We start from the raw sequence: 16,853 nt of genomic DNA on the forward strand, positions 1-16,853 counted from the left end.
AGTCTGATAAGCGAATACCCATGACGACTCGTACCCGCATCCTCACCGGCATTACCACCACTGGCACGCCGCACCTGGGCAACTACGCCGGTGCGATTCGCCCGGCGATCCTTGCCAGCCAGGACGCCAATGCCGACTCCTTCTACTTTCTGGCCGACTACCACGCCCTGATCAAATGCGATGACCCGCAGCGCATCCAGCGCTCGCGTATGGAAATCGCCGCGACCTGGCTGGCCGGTGGCCTGGATGTGAACCGGGTGACCTTCTATCGTCAGTCAGACATTCCGGAAATTCCCGAGCTGACCTGGCTGCTGACCTGTGTGACTGCCAAGGGCCTGCTCAACCGCGCCCACGCCTACAAGGCCTCGGTGGACAAGAACGTGGAAACCGGCGAAGACCCGGATGCAGGCATCAGCATGGGTTTGTACAGCTACCCGGTGCTGATGGCGGCGGACATCCTGATGTTCAACGCGCACAAGGTACCGGTGGGCCGCGACCAGATCCAGCACGTGGAAATGGCCCGCGACATCGGCCAGCGTTTCAACCATCTCTTCGGCAACGGTAAAGAGTTCTTCACCATGCCCGAGGCGTTGATCGAAGAAAGCGTCGCCACCTTGCCGGGCCTGGACGGCCGCAAGATGTCCAAGAGCTACGACAACACCATCCCATTGTTCACCAGCGCCAAGGACATGAAGGACGCCATCTCGCGGATCGTCACCGACTCCCGCGCGCCCGGCGAAGCCAAGGACCCGGACAACTCGCACCTGTTCACCCTGTACCAGGCGTTTGCCAGCAAGGCCCAGGAAGAAGCGTTCCGCGCCGAACTGCTGCAAGGCCTGGGTTGGGGCGAGGCGAAGAACCGCCTGTTCCAGCTGCTGGATGATCAACTGGGCGAAGCCCGTGAGCGCTATCACCAGTTGATGTCGCGCCCCTCGGACATGGAAGACCTGTTGCTGGTTGGCGCCAGGAAAGCCCGTGCCGTTGCCGCGCCGTTCCTGGCCGAGTTGCGCGAAGCGGTGGGCCTGCGCTCGTTCGTCAACCCGGTAGCGGCGCCGGTCGCCACCAAGAAGAAAGTCGCGAAATCATCTCGTGTCCTCAGTTTCCGCGAAGGTGATAGCTTCCGCTTCCGTGTGCTTGCCGCCGATGGCTCGCAATTGTTGCTGTCGAGCGAGTTTGCTGATGGCAAAAAGGCTGGCGCGGTTCTTAAGCAATTGCAGTCGGGTCAAACCTTGGACATTCGCACCGAAAAGGATGGCTTCAACGTTTGGCTCGACGGCGAATGCGTGGCGCAAAGCTCGGCAATATATGCGAGTGATGCGCTGCGAGATGCCGGGATTGAAGCCTTGCGCGTTGCGTTGACCCCCATCGAGGATTAACCCGACCAAGGGTTGATTGCCATTATCCAGGGCCGTCGTTACAGTGACGGCCCGTTTTTGTTGCCTTGCTAACGAAATTATGACGCCCCTAGAACGATATCAAGCTGATCTGAAACGCCCTGAATTCTTCCATGATGCGGCCCAGGAAACGGCGGTGCGTCATTTGCAGCGCCTGTACGACGACCTGCTCGCGGCCTCGCAAAGCAAGCCAGGGATGCTCGGCAAGCTGTTTGGCAAGAAAGACCGCGCGCCGGTCAAGGGCCTGTATTTCTGGGGCGGCGTGGGCCGCGGCAAGACCTACCTGGTCGACACCTTCTTCGAAGCGCTGCCGTTCAAGGAAAAGGTCCGTACTCACTTCCACCGCTTCATGAAGCGCGTGCACGAAGAGATGAAGACTCTGCCGGGCGAGAAAAACCCGCTGACCATCATCGCCAAGCGTTTCTCCGATGAAGCGCGAGTGATCTGTTTCGATGAGTTCTTCGTCTCCGACATCACCGACGCGATGATCCTCGGTACCCTGATGGAAGAGCTGTTCAAGAACGGCGTAACCCTGGTTGCCACCTCGAACATCGTGCCCGACGGCCTGTACAAGGACGGCCTGCAACGCGCGCGCTTCCTGCCGGCCATCGCGCTGATCAAGCAGCACACCGAGATCGTCAACGTCGACAGCGGCGTCGACTATCGCCTGCGTCACCTGGAGCAGGCGGAGCTGTTCCACTTTCCGCTGAATGAAGCCGCACACGAAAGCCTGCGCAAGAGCTTCCGCGCCCTCACGCCGGAATGCACCCAGGCGGTGGAAAACGACAAGTTGATGATCGAGAACCGCGAAATCATCGCGCTGCGCACCTGCGATGACGTGGCCTGGTTCGAATTCCGCCAACTGTGCGACGGTCCGCGCAGCCAGAACGACTACATCGAACTGGGCAAGATCTTTCACGCGGTGATCCTCAGCGGCGTGGAGCAGATGAGCGTCACCACCGACGACATCGCGCGGCGCTTTATCAACATGGTCGACGAGTTCTACGACCGTAACGTCAAGTTGATCATCTCGGCGGAAGTCGAGCTCAAGGATCTGTATACCGGCGGTCGCTTGAACTTCGAATTCCAGCGCACCCTCAGCCGCTTGCTGGAGATGCAGTCCCACGAGTTCCTGTCGCGCGGGCACAAACCCTAACGCCCCACCCTGTAGGAGCGAGGACGCCTAGTTCTTGCTCGCGAAGAACTCATGACCAACGCGGTGCATCAGATGCCCCGCGTTATCGTTAACGGCCTTCGCGAGCAAGCTCGCTCCTGCAGTAGGGTGCTTCAGGCCGCTTGCTGGAACTGCTGGCGATACTGGTTCGGCGACAACTCTGTGTGCTGCCTGAACAACCGCGCAAAGAAACTCGCATCGTCGTAACCCACCTCGTAACTGATGGTCTTGATGCTCTTGCGGCTCCCCGAAAGCAAGCCCTTGGCTGTCTCGATGCGCAAGCGTTGCAGATAATGCAGTGGCTTGTCGCCGGTGGCAGTCTGGAAGCGGCGCATGAAGTTGCGGATGCTCATGCCGTGTTCGCGAGCGACGTCTTCGAAGCGGAATTTGTCGGCAAAGTGCTCTTCGAGCCAATGCTGGATCTGCAGGATGATCACATCCTGGTGCAACTTCTGCCCACCAAAGCCGATACGCCCCGGCGAGTAACTGCGCTGCACTTCATACAGAATGTCGCGGGCCACCGCCTGGGCGATGTTGGCGCCGCAGAAACGTTCGATCAGGTAGATATAGAGGTCGCATGCCGAGGTGGTGCCGCCGGCACAATACAGGTTGTCGGCGTCGGTGAGGTGCTTGTCCTGGTTGAGCTGGACCTTGGGGAAGCGTTCGCTGAAGGCGTTGAAGAACCGCCAATAGGTGGTCGCCTCCTTGCCATCGAGCAGCCCGGCTTCGGCCAGCCAGAACACCCCGGTAGCTTCGCCGCAGAGCACCGCGCCGCGCGCGTGTTGTTCGCGCAGCCATGGCAGCACTTGCGGGTAGCGGACACACAGGGCGTCGAAGTCATCCCAGAAGGCGGGCAACACGATGATGTCGGCATCTTCCAGGCCGCCATCCACCGGCATGATCACATTGCTGAAGCTTCGCACCGATTGCCCGTCGGGGCTGACCAGGCGCGTTTCGAACGCTGGCGTCAGGCCCAGGCCCTGTTGTTTGCCATAGCGCAGGCTGGCCAGATGGAAGAAATCCTTGGCCTGCATGAGGGTTGAAGCGAATACCCGGTCAATGGCCAGAATGCTGACGCGCCGCAAGGGCGTGGAGAGTTGGTTAGACATGATTTCATTTATTCTTATAGGGGAAAGTGGTCACCAGACGGCTGGATCGTCTTATTTTTTGTCGCATGTGTCCAGTGTCCTGTGACGCCGTCGGGGCATAGGCTCTTGGGTTCGTCTTTGTTCGACAATCCACGCAGGTGACCCATGATCCCCAGAACCTTGTTCAGCCCGGAGCACGAACTCTTCCGCGAGAGCGTGCGCACCTTCCTCGAAAAAGACGCCGCGCCGTTCCATGGGCAGTGGGAAAAACAGGGTTATATCGACCGTGGTCTCTGGAGCAAGGCGGGGGAGGCGGGGATGCTGTGTTCCCATGTGCCGGAGGCGTACGGCGGCCTGGGCGCAGACTTTCTCTACAGCGCCGTGGTGATCGAGGAGATCAGCCGGTTGGGCCTGACCGGCATCGGGTTTTCCCTGCACTCGGATATTGTCGCGCCGTACATCCTGCATTACGGCAGTGAGGCGCTGAAGCACAAATACCTGCCAAAACTGATCGCTGGCGAGATGGTCACCGCCATTGCAATGACCGAGCCGGGGGCGGGGTCCGACCTGCAAGGCGTCAAGACCACCGCGGTGCTGGACGGCGATGAATACGTGATCAACGGCTCCAAGACCTTCATCACCAACGGCTATCTCGCTGAGCTGGTGATTGTGGTGGCCAAGACCGATCCCAAAGCCGGCGCGAAGGGCACCAGCCTGTTTCTGGTGGAGGCCGATACGCCGGGCTTCGATAAGGGCAAGCGCCTGGAGAAGGTGGGCATGAAGGCCCAGGACACCTCGGAGCTGTTCTTCCAGGATGTGCGCGTGCCCAAGGAAAACCTGCTGGGCCAGGCGGGCATGGGCTTTGCGTACTTGATGCAGGAATTACCGCAGGAGCGCCTCACGGTGGCTATTGGCGCGTTGTCGTCTGCCGAGGCGGCGTTGGCGTGGACCCTGGAATATACCCGTGAACGCAAGGCGTTCGGCAAGGCCATTGCCGATTTCCAGAACACCCGCTTCAAGCTGGCAGAGATGGCCACCGAGATCCAGATTGGCCGCGTCTTTGTCGACAAATGCATGGCGCTGCACCTGGAGGGCAAGCTCGATGTGCCCACCGCCGCAATGGCCAAGTATTGGGCCACCGACCTGCAATGCAAGGTGCTCGACGAGTGCGTGCAACTGCATGGCGGCTACGGGTTCATGTGGGAGTATCCGATTGCCCGGGCCTGGGCGGATGCGCGAGTGCAGCGCATTTATGCGGGGACCAACGAGATCATGAAGGAAATTATTGCGCGGGCGCTCTAGTGGGGCTGTGCTGCTGAGTGCCTCTTCGCGAGCAAGCCCGCTCTCACATTTTGATGTGAATGCAGTCAAATGTGGGGGCGGGCTTGCTCGCGAAATGGTCTATGGATCAATCAAGGTGCCGGGTTTGGGTGATCCTTCTGAATCGCCTCAATCCCCTCCAGCACGTCTTTCGACAGTTTCAAATCAGCACTGGCGATGTTGCTGTCCAACTGCTCAAGCGATGTAGCGCCGATGATATTGCTGGTCACGAACGGCTGCTGCGTCACAAACGCCAGCGCCATCTGCGCCGGGTCCAAACCATGCTCGCGCGCCAGCGCCACATAGCGGCTGCAGGCCGCTTCCGACTGTGGGTTGAAATAGCGGCTGAAGCGGCTGTATTCGGTCAGTCGCGCCTTGGCCGGGCGTGCGCCACCCTCGTACTTGCCACTGAGCATGCCGAACGCCAAGGGCGAATAAGCCAACAGGCCGCATTGCTCGCGAATGGCGACTTCCGCCAGGCCCACCTCAAAGCTGCGGTTGAGCAGGTTGTAGGGGTTCTGGATCGAGACCGCGCGGCTCCAGCCACGGGCATCGGCCAGGGCCAGGAATTTCATGGTGCCCCACGGGGTTTCGTTGGACAGGCCGATGTGGCGGATCTTGCCGGCTTTTACCTGCTCCTCCAGCGCTTCGAGGGTTTCCTCCAGCGGGGTCAGGTCGTCTTCGTCCTTGTGCCTGTAGCTCAGTTGGCCGAAGAAGTTGGTGCTGCGCTCCGGCCAGTGCAATTGGTAGAGGTCGATCCAGTCGGTTTGCAGGCGCTTGAGGCTGGCGTCCAAGGCTTGGGCGATATGCTTGCGGTTGTGGCGCAGGTGGCCATCGCGGATGTAGTCAATGCCGTTGCCGGGGCCGGCGATCTTGCTGGCGAGGATCCAGTCGGCGCGGTCGCCACGGCTTTTGAAGTAATTACCGATGTAGCGCTCGGTGGTGGCGTAGGTGTCGGCCTGGGGCGGTACCGGGTACATTTCCGCCGTATCGAGGAAGTTGATCCCCGCGGCCTTGGCCCGTTCGATCTGTGCGAAGGCCTCTGCCTCGCTGTTCTGCTCGCCCCAGGTCATGGTGCCCAAGGCTATCGCGCTCACGTTCAGATCCGTACGGCCCAGCTGTCGATAATCCATCGGGTGCTCCTTCGGGAAAACAATCATAAAAGCAGGTTGAATTTTTTTTCGCAATCTGCATAATTGCCCACCTCTTTCTGCAGTGGAAGTGATGCGCCGCCTGCCGAAGAATCTTGCCGTTGAACGGACGCGCTGACCCGAGCCCCCGATAGCGTCTGTATCCGGCTGCCTTTGACTTGTCAAAGTACGCACTATTCAGTAAGATCCGCCGTCTAATTTACAGGGCGGCCCCTGAGGCTATTAAAGAATGACAACTTTTACTGCAAAACCGGAAACAGTTCAGCGCGACTGGTTTGTCGTCGACGCCGCTGGTCAGACTCTGGGTCGTCTGGCCACTGAAGTCGCCAGCCGTCTGCGTGGCAAGCACAAGCCTGAGTACACCCCTCACGTTGACACCGGTGACTACATCGTGATCATCAACGCTGAGCAGGTACGTGTTACCGGCAACAAAGCGCAAGACAAAATGTACTACCGTCACTCCGGTTTCCCAGGCGGTATCAAGTCTTCCAACTTTGAAGGCCTGATTTCCAAGAAGCCTGAAGCCCCGATCGAAATCGCGGTCAAAGGCATGCTGCCGAAGGGCCCACTGGGTCGCGATATGTTTCGCAAGCTGAAAGTCTATGCGGGCGCTGTACACCCTCATGCTGCTCAGCAGCCCCAAGAACTGAAGTTTTAACGGAATAGTTCATTATGTCGGCGACTCAAAATTACGGCACTGGCCGTCGCAAAACCGCAACCGCACGCGTTTTCCTGCGTCCGGGCACTGGTAACATCTCGATCAACAACCGCTCCCTGGACAACTTCTTCGGCCGCGAAACTGCCCGCATGGTAGTTCGTCAGCCGCTGGAACTGACCGAGACCGTTGAAAAGTTCGACATCTATGTCACCGTCATCGGTGGCGGTGTAAGTGGTCAAGCTGGCGCAATCCGCCACGGCATCACTCGTGCTCTGATGCAGTACGACGAAACCCTGCGTGGCGCTCTGCGCAAAGCTGGCTTCGTGACTCGCGATGCCCGTGAAGTTGAACGTAAGAAAGTCGGTCTGCGTAAAGCGCGTAAGCGTCCGCAGTACTCGAAGCGTTAATTCGCTTTACGTTCCACAAAAGCGCCCAGCCTCCTTACGGAGCTGGGCGTTTTTTATTGTCTGCGATTTATGCACATTTTTTACCGTGACAACTTGCCACATCCGTAGACCCCCTATACTACAAGGCCTGGGGGCTGAGCCTCGGGCAATTCCCTTGTCAGACGTGGGGCTTTTCATTACCATTCGGCAAAATTTTTATAAGTTCAGATTTAATACTTAGTAGACGCCTGATTTAACAGGCCAAAAAGCTGATGGGAGAGGACTGAATGAGCAATGACGGCGTGAATGCAGGCCGGCGTCGCTTCTTGGTAGCAGCCACATCCGTGGTGGGTGCTGCAGGAGCGGTGGGGGCTGCGGTCCCGTTCGTGGGGTCATGGTTTCCCAGTGCCAAGGCGAAAGCCGCAGGTGCACCGGTGAAGGTGAATGTCAGCAAGATCGAGCCAGGCCAGCAGATGATTGCTGAGTGGCGCGGCCAGCCGGTGTTCATTGTTCGTCGTACCGAGGAAATCCTGGGAAATCTGAAAAAGATCGAAGGTCAGTTGTCTGACCCCAAATCCGAGAAATCCGACCAACCCGCCTACGCCAAAAACGAAGTACGCTCGATCAAGCCGGAGATTCTGCTGCTGGTTGGCCTGTGCACCCACTTGGGATGCTCACCGACCTTCCGCCCGGAAGTTGCGCCAGTCGATCTGGGCAAGGACTGGGTTGGCGGTTATTTCTGCCCCTGCCACGGCTCCCACTACGATCTCGCTGGTCGCGTCTACAAATCCCAGCCTGCGCCCTTGAACCTGCCCGTGCCTCCGCATACCTACGAAACTGACGACCTCATTGTCATTGGCCTCGATAAGGAGAACGCGTGATGAGCAAGTTCATGGATTGGGTGGATGTGCGCTTCCCCGCCACTAAAATGTGGGAAGACCATCTCAGCAAATATTACGCACCAAAAAACTTCAACTTCTTCTACTTTTTCGGCTCCCTGGCCCTGCTGGTGCTGGTCAACCAGATCGTCACCGGCGTCTGGCTGACGATGAGCTACACGCCTTCGGCGGAAGAGGCATTTGCTTCCGTCGAATACATCATGCGTGACGTCGAGTACGGCTCGATCCTGCGCCTGCTGCACTCCACCGGCGCCTCGGCGTTCTTTATCGTGGTCTACCTGCACATGTTCCGTGGCCTGCTCTACGGTTCGTACCAGAAGCCCCGCGAGCTGGTGTGGGTGTTCGGCATGCTGATCTACCTGGCGCTGATGGCCGAAGCCTTCATGGGTTACCTGCTGCCATGGGGCCAGATGTCGTACTGGGGCGCCCAGGTGATCATCTCGCTGTTCGGTGCGATCCCGGTGATTGGCAACGACCTGACCCAGTGGATCCGTGGTGACTACCTGATCTCCGGTATTACCCTGAACCGCTTCTTCGCCTTGCACGTCGTGGCCCTGCCGATCGTGATCCTGGGCCTGGTGGTGCTGCATATCCTGGCGCTGCACGAAGTGGGCTCCAACAACCCGGATGGCGTGGACATCAAGAAGCACAAGGACGAGAACGGCATCCCGCTGGATGGCATTCCGTTCCACCCGTACTACACCGTCAAAGACATCGTCGGTGTGGTCGTGTTCCTGTTCGTGTTCTGCTCGATCGTGTTCTTTTTCCCGGAAATGGGCGGTTATTTCCTGGAGAAGCCGAACTTCGAACCGGCCAACGCCTTCAAGACCCCTGTGCACATTGCCCCGGTCTGGTACTTCACGCCGTTCTACGCAATCCTGCGGGCGATCCCCGACAAGCTCATGGGCGTGATGGCCATGGGAGCGGCCATTGCCGTGTTGTTCGTACTGCCTTGGCTCGACCGAAGCCCGGTCAAGTCCATGCGCTACAAGGGCTGGCTGAGCAAGATCTGGCTGTGGGTGTTCTGCATCGCATTCGTGATCCTGGGTATCCTGGGCGTACTGGCGCCAACCCCTGAGCGTACGTTGCTGTCGCAGGTCTGCACCTTCCTGTATTTCGCCTACTTCATTCTGATGCCGTTCTACACCCGGCTAGAGAAGACCAAACCGGTTCCGGAAAGGGTGACTGGCTGATGAAAAAATTATTCGTTGCATTGATGCTTGCGGCGCTGCCGCTACTGTCCTTCGCTGCCGAGTCCGGCGGTCCGGAACTGGAAAAAGTCGATATCGACGTCTCTGACAAGGCTGCCCTGCAAGACGGCGCGCGGACGTTCGCCAACTACTGCATGGGCTGCCACAGCGCCAAGTACCAACGTTATGAGCGGGTTGCCGATGACCTCGGCATCCCTCACGAGTTGATGCTGGAGAAGCTGGTGTTCACCGGCGCCAAGATTGGCGACCACATGAACATCGGTATGAAGCCGGCAGACGCCAAGACGTGGTTCGGTGCCCCACCGCCCGACCTGACCCTGGTGGCCCGTGTGCGTGGCACCGACTGGCTGTATAGCTACCTGAAGTCTTTCTACGAAGACCCGGCGCGCCCCTATCAAGTGAACAACCGCGTGTTCCCGAATGTCGGCATGCCTAACGTTCTGGTCGGCCTGCAGGGCAAGCAAGTGGTAGGATGCAAGCAGGTTCAGGTGGTTGAAGACGGCAAGAAGCAATACGATCCGCTGACCGGCACGCCTCTGACTCATGAAGCCTGCGATCAGCTGAAGATAGAAACCCCTGGTGCGCTGAATGAAGAGCAGTTCGACGAGAAGGTCAAGAACCTGGTGACCTTCCTGGCCTACTCGGCCAACCCGGTCAAACTGCAGCACCAGCGCATCGGGACGTACGTCTTGCTGTACCTGGCCTTCTTCTTCGTATTCGCCTATCTGCTCAAACGCGAATACTGGAAGGATGTGCATTGATCCAACCGTAAGCAATTGCTGTTAATCTTGCGCGCCCAGCGGCATCTCTAGCCCGTAGCGACCTGGTCATCAGGTCCTGCAGAGATGCTTTCTGGGCGCGCTCGTTTTTGAGCTTTCCATAATTTCAACAAGCGAGGAGGACCGCCATGGGCGTGACCAATCGGTTGGCCTGTTACTCCGACCCCGCCGACCACTATTCCCACCGAGTACGCATCGTACTTGCAGAGAAGGGTGTCAGCGCCGAGATCATCAGTGTGGAGGCAGGTCGTCATCCGCCGAAACTGATCGAAGTGAACCCTTACGGCAGCTTGCCCACCCTGGTCGATCGTGACCTGGCGTTGTGGGAGTCAACCGTGGTGATGGAATATCTGGATGAGCGTTACCCGCATCCACCTTTGCTGCCGGTGTATCCGGTGGCACGTGCCAACAGCCGCCTGCTGATCCATCGGATCCAGCGTGACTGGTGTGGGCTGGTGGATCTGATTCTGGATTCGCGCAGCAAAGAGGCGGCCCGTGTCGTGGCGCGCAAGGAATTGCGCGAGAGCCTGACCGGCGTTTCGCCGTTATTCGCCGACAAACCTTTTTTCCTCAGCGAGGAACAAAGCCTGGTGGATTGCTGCCTATTACCCATACTCTGGCGCTTGCCGATCCTGGGCATTGAATTGCCACGGCCGGCCAAGCCATTACTTGATTATATGGAGCGCCAGTTTGCGCGTGAGGCTTTCCAGGCGAGTCTGTCTGGTGTCGAACGCGATATGCGCTAAGGCTTAAGGAGCCGCTGATGAACTCCAGTCGACCCTACCTGGTCCGCGCGCTCTATGAGTGGATTGTGGACAATGATTGCACCCCGCACATGCTGGTCAATTCCGAATTTCCTGCGGTTCAGGTGCCGCAGGGTTTTGCCAGTGACGGACAGATTGTGCTGAACGTATCGCCCAGTGCGGTGCGCCATCTGCACATGGATAACGAAGCGGTCAGCTTCGAAGGGCGTTTCGGCGGCGTGCCGCATACGCTGTACGTGCCGATTGGCGCCATCCTCGGGATTTACGCCCGGGAAAATGGCCAGGGCATGGTGTTTGATCTGGAGTCGCCTTTCGAGGACGACGAAGCGATCGAAAGCGAAGGCGGTGATGATCTGCCGCCACCGGATGCGGAGCCTCCGCGCCCAAGCGGCCGGCCGAGCCTGAAAGTGGTGAAGTAAGCGGTTCTTGCCCTTGGGCGAACCTGAAAAATGCCTCGACCTGTGTCGAGGTATTTTTTTGCGCGCAGGATATGGAGGAAAGTCGTGACTGAACGGTGATCGTACAACCGCCATGGGCTATGATGCTGCCTTAGTCCACCGAGATAGATGATTCACATGGAAAACCCCACCACCGCCCCTCGTCTTCCCCGCAAGCGCCGCAGCCTTGCCCAGGAATTGGTCACGGTGTTGTCCGAGCAGATCCGTGACGGCCAACTCAAGCGTGGCGACAAGCTGCCGACCGAGTCGGCGATCATGGACGCCCATGGAGTCAGTCGCACCGTGGTGCGCGAAGCCATCTCGCGCCTGCAGGCGGCAGGGCAGGTGGAAACCCGTCACGGCATCGGTACCTTCGTGCTGGACACGCCGAGCCCCAGCGGCTTTCGCATCGACCCGGCCACGGTCGTCACTTTGCGTGATGTGCTGGCCATTCTGGAGCTGCGTATCAGCCTGGAAGTGGAGTCCGCCGGCCTGGCGGCCTTGCGTCGCAGCGATGAGCAACTGGCCGCCATGCGCGCGGCACTCGATGCGTTGAATGAAAGCGCGGCGCATGCGGGCGATGCGGTGGCATCGGACTTTGCGTTCCACCTGGAAATTGCCCTGTCCACCGGCAACCGCTACTTCACTGACATCATGACCCACCTGGGCACCAGCATCATTCCGCGTACCCGGCTGAACTCGGCGCGTCTGGCCCATGATGACCAGCAGCACTACATGACCCGCCTGAGCCGTGAGCACGAAGAGATTTATGAAGCGATTGCGCGCCAGGATTCGGATGCAGCTCGGGCGGCAATGCGTTTGCATCTGACCAATAGCCGCGAGCGGCTGCGCCATGCGCATGAAGAGGCGCAGGCGCAGCGGGGCTAAACGACCAGTTTCTTGCTACCTGAGCTGAATTTTTAAGTGGGTGGAATCTGTTTCCAGTTGAGATTCATGCTGCGTAATTCGGTAGCACAGCTCTACGGTTTTGCCTTTGAGGCGGCTCTCTTCATCAGAGGAAAGCTTGATGCCGGAAACCGCCTTCACAGGGAGTTCCAGTGGGGGCCCAGCGACCGATTCGTAGTACTCGGGGTCCTCTTCATCCTCTGGATTCCTTTCAAACAAAATCGCTCGTGCGGTAGCGTTTTTCACCTCCTCGTCTTCGGGAAGGAGCAGGAGTTCCACACTCTGCAGTGTCGATATCAGAATGCTCAGGGTAGGTGCTGGATTGTTCATGATGAGATCTCATCTAAAGGCGCAATGGTTAAGGACTATCACCAAATAATCAGGTTTTTGGTGCTCCAGCCCATTTACCCGATCTGACAAGGCCTACGAAACTGTCAGAAATTACAGTTGCGATAAACGGTCCCATCCACGCCAACCTGGTCATGCATGGCGGACGCTCATGTCAAGGCTGCGGCTTATTAGCCCTTCAGCAACCACCACGTAGTCCACCCCACCCAGCATGTCGCCGGCGGCGGCGATGTGTTCACCATCCCTTGTTCAGCCCTGGCCGAGGTGAAGGTCGATGAATTGCAGTTGACGAATTCATTTATAGTTGTACGATGACGTACGACATCACCAAAACCAACAACAACCTTTCGACAGAAAGTCTTTACCCAGGGTGTTCGAATAATGAATCCACAAGAACTGAAGTCCATCCTCTCCCACGGTCTGTTGTCTTTCCCCGTGACCGATTTCAACGCCCAGGGTGACTTCCACCAGGCGGGCTATATCAAGCGCCTCGAGTGGCTGGCCCCCTACGGCGCCACCGCTTTGTTTGCGGCAGGCGGTACCGGTGAGTTTTTCTCCCTCGCGGCCAGCGAATACTCCCAAGTGATCAAGACGGCTGTTGATACCTGCGCCACCAGTGTGCCGATCCTGGCCGGTGTCGGCGGCTCGACTCGCCAGGCCATCGAATACGCTCAGGAAGCCGAACGCCTCGGCGCCAAGGGCCTGTTGCTGCTGCCGCACTACCTCACCGAAGCCAGCCAGGACGGTGTTGCCGCCCACGTGGAAGCTGTGTGCAAGTCGGTAAACATCGGCGTGGTGGTCTACAACCGTAACGTTTGCCGCTTGACTGCTCCGTTGCTGGAGCGCCTGGCCGAGCGTTGCCCGAACCTGATCGGCTACAAGGATGGCCTGGGTGATATCGAGTTGATGGTGTCGATCCGCCGTCGTTTGGGCGACCGTTTCAGCTACCTCGGCGGCCTGCCGACTGCAGAGGTTTACGCCGCTGCCTACAAGGCCTTGGGCGTACCGGTGTACTCCTCGGCGGTGTTCAACTTCATCCCGAAAACCGCGATGGACTTCTACCACGCGATTGCCAAGGACGATCACGCCACCGTCGCCAAGATCATCGACAACTTCTTCCTGCCTTACCTGGACATCCGTAACCGTAAGGCCGGTTATGCCGTGAGCATCGTCAAGGCGGGTGCGAAAATCGTCGGCTACGACGCCGGCCCTGTGCGTACGCCGCTGACCGACCTGTTGCCGGAAGAATACGAAGCCCTGGCCGCGCTGATCGACAAGCAAGGCCCGCAATAACCCATCCATAAAGGCCGCTGAGCAATCAGCGGCCTTTTGCGTCAGGAGAAGATTCGTGTCCCAAGCCCAGCGTTTTGAAAACTACATCAACGGCCAATGGGTGGCCGGTGCCGACTATTGCGTCAACCTCAACCCGTCGGAGTTGTCTGATGTCATTGGTGAATATGCCAAGGCTGACGTCGCTCAAGTCAACGCCGCTATAGACGCCGCCCGTGCTGCGTTCCCGGCCTGGTCCACTTCCGGTATCCAGGCGCGCCATGACGCGTTGGATAAAGTCGGCAGCGAAATTCTCGCGCGCCGCGAAGAGCTTGGCACCCTGCTGGCTCGAGAAGAGGGCAAGACCCTGCCCGAAGCCATCGGCGAAGTGACCCGCGCCGGTAACATCTTCAAATTCTTTGCCGGTGAGTGCCTGCGCCTGTCCGGCGACTACGTGCCGTCGGTGCGCCCGGGCGTCAACGTCGAAGTGACCCGCGAAGCCTTGGGTGTGGTCGGCCTGATTACCCCGTGGAACTTCCCGATTGCGATCCCCGCCTGGAAAATTGCCCCGGCCCTGGCTTACGGCAACTGCGTGGTGATCAAGCCGGCCGAACTGGTACCAGGCTGCGCCTGGGCGCTGGCGGAAATCATCTCCCGCGCCGGCTTCCCCGCCGGTGTGTTCAACCTGGTGATGGGCAGTGGCCGGGTGGTCGGCGATGTGCTGGTCAACAGCCCGAAAGTCGACGGCATCAGCTTCACCGGTTCCGTCGGCGTGGGGCGTCAGATTGCGGTCAGTTGCGTGTCGCGCCAGGCCAAGGTGCAGTTGGAAATGGGCGGCAAGAACCCGCAGATCATTCTCGATGACGCCGACCTCAAGCAGGCCGTCGAGTTGTCGGTACAGAGCGCGTTCTACTCCACTGGCCAGCGTTGCACGGCCTCAAGCCGCTTGATCGTCACCGCCGGTATTCACGACCGGTTCGTCGCGGCCATGGCCGAGCGCATGCAGTCGATCAAGGTTGGCCACGCGCTCAAGAGCGGTACCGACATTGGCCCGGTGGTATCCCAGGCCCAGTTGGACCAGGACCTGAAATACATCGACATCGGCCAAAGCGAAGGGGCTCGGCTGGTCAGCGGCGGTGGCCTGGTGACGTGCGACACCGAAGGCTATTACCTGGCACCGACTTTGTTTGCTGACAGCGAAGCCGCCATGCGTATCAGCCGTGAAGAGATCTTCGGCCCGGTGGCCAACGTGGTGCGCGTAGCGGACTACGAGGCGGCACTGGCCATGGCCAACGACACCGAGTTCGGTCTGTCGGCGGGTATTGCTACCACCTCGCTCAAATACGTCAACCACTTCAAACGCCATTCCCAGGCCGGGATGGTGATGGTCAACCTGCCGACCGCCGGCGTGGATTATCACGTTCCTTTCGGTGGGCGTAAGGGCTCATCCTATGGTTCGCGTGAGCAAGGTCGCTATGCGCAAGAGTTCTACACCGTGGTGAAAACCAGCTACATCGGTTCGTAACACTGTAGGAGCGAGCTTGCTCGCGAAAAACTCAAGGGCACTGCATGCATCCTGAATGCCTGCGTATTCGTTGACATTTTTCGCGAGCAAGCTCGCTCCTACAGGGGCCGGCCCCCAGTGACACATAACCATCACCCGCAAAAAAAATAATTAGTGGGAGTACTTCTACATGCAAGCGACCAAGCCGACCCATGTCCGTTATTTGATCCTGCTCATGCTGTTCCTGGTGACCACGATCAACTACGCCGACCGGGCCACTATCGCTATCGCGGGTTCCAGCCTGCAAAAAGACCTCGGCATCGATGCGGTCACCCTCGGTTATATCTTTTCCGCATTCGGTTGGGCCTACGTGGCCGGGCAAATTCCCGGTGGCTGGCTGCTGGACCGTTTCGGCTCGAAAAAAGTCTACGCCCTGAGCATCTTCACCTGGTCACTGTTCACCGTGCTGCAAGGCTACGTCGGTGAGTTCGGGGTCTCCACTGCCGTTGTTGCGCTGTTTATGCTGCGCTTCATGGTGGGCCTGGCCGAAGCGCCATCCTTCCCGGGGAACGCACGGATCGTAGCGGCCTGGTTCCCGACCGCCGAGCGCGGTACGGCGTCGGCGATCTTCAACTCGGCGCAGTACTTCGCCACGGTGCTGTTCGCGCCGCTGATGGGCTGGATCGTCTACCGTTTCGGCTGGCAGCACGTCTTTGTCGTGATGGGCGTGATTGGCATTGTGTTCTCGCTGGTCTGGCTGAAAGTCATTCACAGCCCGCGCCAGCACCCGATGATCAACGAGGCGGAGTTCAATCACATTGCGGCCAATGGCGCGATGGTCGATATGGACCAGGACAAGGGCAAGGGTAAGAAAACCGACGGGCCGAAGTGGGATTACATCCGCCAGTTGCTGACCAACCGCATGATGCTTGGCGTGTACCTGGGCCAGTACTGCATCAATGGCATCACCTATTTCTTCCTGACCTGGTTCCCGGTGTACCTGGTGCAGGACCGCGGCATGACCATCCTCAAGGCTGGTTTCATTGCGTCGTTGCCGGCCATTTGCGGCTTTATCGGCGGCGTGCTCGGGGGGGTGATTTCCGACTACCTGTTGCGCAAGGGCCATTCGCTGACCTTCGCGCGCAAGGCGCCGATTATCGCCGGCCTGTTGGTGTCGAGCAGTATCATCGCGTGTAACTACGTCGACGTTGAATGGATGGTGGTGGGCTTTATGGCGTTGGCCTTCTTCGGCAAAGGCGTTGGCGCACTGGGCTGGGCGGTGGTGTCCGACACCTCGCCCAAGCAAATCGCCGGCCTCAGCGGTGGCTTGTTCAACACCTTCGGTAACCTGGCGTCGATCACCACCCCGATTGTGATCGGCTACATCATCAGCACCACGGGCTCGTTCAAATGGGCACTGGTGTTTGTCGGCGCCAACGCGCTGGTGGCCGTGTTCAGCTACCTGGTCATCGTCGGCCCGATCAAGCGTGTGGTGCTCAAGGAGCCGCCAAGCCAAGGCCCCGAGTTGACCCAACTTAACCAAGCGCATTCCTGAGGTTCGTGTG

At 59.0% G+C, this 16,853-nt stretch carries 17 protein-coding genes; 14 read left to right on the forward strand and 3 right to left on the reverse strand.

Going from position 1 to position 16,853, the window contains the following annotated elements:
- The first annotated feature begins 20 nt into the window (after window positions 1-20).
- The gene (locus AB4O05_RS09110; protein WP_460131503.1) at window positions 21-1,376 is read left to right on the forward strand and encodes a tryptophan--tRNA ligase; all 1,356 of its coding nucleotides are present in this window, start codon (window positions 21-23) and stop codon (window positions 1,374-1,376) included.
- 79 nt (window positions 1,377-1,455) lie between these two features.
- Entirely contained in the window at window positions 1,456-2,550 is a 1,095-nt protein-coding gene (gene zapE / locus AB4O05_RS09115; protein WP_460131501.1) for a cell division protein ZapE, read from the forward strand.
- 131 nt (window positions 2,551-2,681) lie between these two features.
- Here the strand turns inward: zapE and AB4O05_RS09120 are convergent, their stop codons facing one another.
- Window positions 2,682-3,578, reverse strand: coding sequence for a GlxA family transcriptional regulator (locus AB4O05_RS09120; RefSeq protein ID WP_460137632.1), 897 nt, complete (start codon window positions 3,576-3,578; stop codon window positions 2,682-2,684).
- 243 nt (window positions 3,579-3,821) lie between these two features.
- Between AB4O05_RS09120 and AB4O05_RS09125 the strand changes: the two genes are divergently transcribed.
- Window positions 3,822-4,958, forward strand: a complete 1,137-nt coding sequence (locus tag AB4O05_RS09125) for an acyl-CoA dehydrogenase family protein (protein ID WP_460131500.1) — start codon at window positions 3,822-3,824, stop codon at window positions 4,956-4,958.
- Between the two features lie 110 nt (window positions 4,959-5,068).
- On the opposite strand, the gene AB4O05_RS09130 is transcribed toward AB4O05_RS09125, so the two are convergent.
- Window positions 5,069-6,109, reverse strand: coding sequence for an NADP(H)-dependent aldo-keto reductase (locus tag AB4O05_RS09130; RefSeq protein WP_460131498.1), 1,041 nt, complete (start codon window positions 6,107-6,109; stop codon window positions 5,069-5,071).
- A gap of 247 nt (window positions 6,110-6,356) precedes the next feature.
- On the opposite strand from AB4O05_RS09130, the gene rplM reads away from it, so the two are divergent.
- The 8 genes from rplM (at window position 6,357) to AB4O05_RS09170 (ending at window position 12,149) form a co-directional block, all read left to right on the forward strand.
- Window positions 6,357-6,785: a 50S ribosomal protein L13 gene (gene rplM / locus AB4O05_RS09135; RefSeq protein WP_003171742.1), complete on the forward strand. Its 429-nt coding sequence runs from the start codon at window positions 6,357-6,359 to the stop codon at window positions 6,783-6,785.
- 14 nt (window positions 6,786-6,799) lie between these two features.
- On the forward strand, window positions 6,800-7,192 hold the full coding sequence (rpsI, locus tag AB4O05_RS09140) for a 30S ribosomal protein S9 (RefSeq protein ID WP_002555064.1): 393 nt from the start codon (window positions 6,800-6,802) through the stop codon (window positions 7,190-7,192).
- Between the two features lie 266 nt (window positions 7,193-7,458).
- Window positions 7,459-8,052, forward strand: a complete 594-nt coding sequence (petA, locus tag AB4O05_RS09145; RefSeq protein WP_460131496.1) for a ubiquinol-cytochrome c reductase iron-sulfur subunit — start codon at window positions 7,459-7,461, stop codon at window positions 8,050-8,052.
- Window positions 8,052-9,263, forward strand: coding sequence for a cytochrome b (locus tag AB4O05_RS09150; RefSeq protein WP_460131494.1), 1,212 nt, complete (start codon window positions 8,052-8,054; stop codon window positions 9,261-9,263). Before petA ends, AB4O05_RS09150 begins: the two co-directional genes overlap by 1 nt.
- The gene (locus AB4O05_RS09155) at window positions 9,263-10,042 is read left to right on the forward strand and encodes a cytochrome c1 (RefSeq protein WP_460131492.1); all 780 of its coding nucleotides are present in this window, start codon (window positions 9,263-9,265) and stop codon (window positions 10,040-10,042) included. The genes AB4O05_RS09150 and AB4O05_RS09155 overlap by 1 nt, the downstream gene beginning before the upstream one ends.
- A 146-nt stretch (window positions 10,043-10,188) precedes the next feature.
- On the forward strand, window positions 10,189-10,806 hold the full coding sequence (locus AB4O05_RS09160; protein WP_460131490.1) for a glutathione S-transferase N-terminal domain-containing protein: 618 nt from the start codon (window positions 10,189-10,191) through the stop codon (window positions 10,804-10,806).
- Between the two features lie 17 nt (window positions 10,807-10,823).
- Complete coding sequence (locus AB4O05_RS09165) at window positions 10,824-11,243, forward strand: ClpXP protease specificity-enhancing factor (protein WP_460131488.1); 420 nt, start codon at window positions 10,824-10,826, stop codon at window positions 11,241-11,243.
- Between the two features lie 156 nt (window positions 11,244-11,399).
- Window positions 11,400-12,149 carry a FadR/GntR family transcriptional regulator gene (locus tag AB4O05_RS09170; RefSeq protein ID WP_460131487.1) on the forward strand — a complete coding sequence of 250 codons (750 nt, stop codon included), beginning with the start codon at window positions 11,400-11,402 and terminating at the stop codon, window positions 12,147-12,149.
- 15 nt (window positions 12,150-12,164) lie between these two features.
- On the opposite strand, the gene AB4O05_RS09175 is transcribed toward AB4O05_RS09170, so the two are convergent.
- Window positions 12,165-12,497, reverse strand: a complete 333-nt coding sequence (locus AB4O05_RS09175; RefSeq protein ID WP_460131486.1) for a hypothetical protein — start codon at window positions 12,495-12,497, stop codon at window positions 12,165-12,167.
- A gap of 399 nt (window positions 12,498-12,896) precedes the next feature.
- On the opposite strand from AB4O05_RS09175, the gene kdgD reads away from it, so the two are divergent.
- The 3 genes from kdgD (at window position 12,897) to AB4O05_RS09190 (ending at window position 16,843) form a co-directional block, all read left to right on the forward strand.
- Window positions 12,897-13,808 (forward strand): 5-dehydro-4-deoxyglucarate dehydratase, encoded by a 912-nt coding sequence (gene kdgD, locus AB4O05_RS09180; protein ID WP_460131485.1) that lies wholly within the window; start codon window positions 12,897-12,899, stop codon window positions 13,806-13,808.
- A 55-nt stretch (window positions 13,809-13,863) separates the two neighbouring features.
- Window positions 13,864-15,309, forward strand: coding sequence for an aldehyde dehydrogenase family protein (locus tag AB4O05_RS09185; protein WP_460131484.1), 1,446 nt, complete (start codon window positions 13,864-13,866; stop codon window positions 15,307-15,309).
- Window positions 15,310-15,478: 169 nt separating this feature from the next.
- The gene (locus AB4O05_RS09190) at window positions 15,479-16,843 is read left to right on the forward strand and encodes an MFS transporter (RefSeq protein WP_460131483.1); all 1,365 of its coding nucleotides are present in this window, start codon (window positions 15,479-15,481) and stop codon (window positions 16,841-16,843) included.
- Window positions 16,844-16,853: the final 10 nt, after the last annotated feature.

It is taken from the genome of Pseudomonas sp. S1_G07 (assembly GCF_054668565.1).

Bases quoted from the DNA above. Each gene is read 5' to 3' on its own strand.
- zapE (WP_460131501.1), top strand. From the start codon at position 1,456: ATGACGCCCCTAGAACGATATCAAGCTGATCTGAAACGCCCTGAATTC.
- petA (WP_460131496.1), top strand. From the start codon at position 7,459: ATGAGCAATGACGGCGTGAATGCAGGCCGGCGTCGCTTCTTGGTAGCA.
- AB4O05_RS09155 (WP_460131492.1), top strand. From the start codon at position 9,263: ATGAAAAAATTATTCGTTGCATTGATGCTTGCGGCGCTGCCGCTACTG.
- AB4O05_RS09170 (WP_460131487.1), top strand. From the start codon at position 11,400: ATGGAAAACCCCACCACCGCCCCTCGTCTTCCCCGCAAGCGCCGCAGC.
- AB4O05_RS09175 (WP_460131486.1), bottom strand. From the start codon at position 12,497: ATGAACAATCCAGCACCTACCCTGAGCATTCTGATATCGACACTGCAG.
- kdgD (WP_460131485.1), top strand. From the start codon at position 12,897: ATGAATCCACAAGAACTGAAGTCCATCCTCTCCCACGGTCTGTTGTCT.
- AB4O05_RS09160 (WP_460131490.1), top strand. From the start codon at position 10,189: ATGGGCGTGACCAATCGGTTGGCCTGTTACTCCGACCCCGCCGACCAC.
- rpsI (WP_002555064.1), top strand. From the start codon at position 6,800: ATGTCGGCGACTCAAAATTACGGCACTGGCCGTCGCAAAACCGCAACC.
- AB4O05_RS09125 (WP_460131500.1), top strand. From the start codon at position 3,822: ATGATCCCCAGAACCTTGTTCAGCCCGGAGCACGAACTCTTCCGCGAG.
- AB4O05_RS09190 (WP_460131483.1), top strand. From the start codon at position 15,479: ATGCAAGCGACCAAGCCGACCCATGTCCGTTATTTGATCCTGCTCATG.
- AB4O05_RS09130 (WP_460131498.1), bottom strand. From the start codon at position 6,109: ATGGATTATCGACAGCTGGGCCGTACGGATCTGAACGTGAGCGCGATA.
- AB4O05_RS09110 (WP_460131503.1), top strand. From the start codon at position 21: ATGACGACTCGTACCCGCATCCTCACCGGCATTACCACCACTGGCACG.
- AB4O05_RS09150 (WP_460131494.1), top strand. From the start codon at position 8,052: ATGAGCAAGTTCATGGATTGGGTGGATGTGCGCTTCCCCGCCACTAAA.
- AB4O05_RS09165 (WP_460131488.1), top strand. From the start codon at position 10,824: ATGAACTCCAGTCGACCCTACCTGGTCCGCGCGCTCTATGAGTGGATT.
- rplM (WP_003171742.1), top strand. From the start codon at position 6,357: ATGACAACTTTTACTGCAAAACCGGAAACAGTTCAGCGCGACTGGTTT.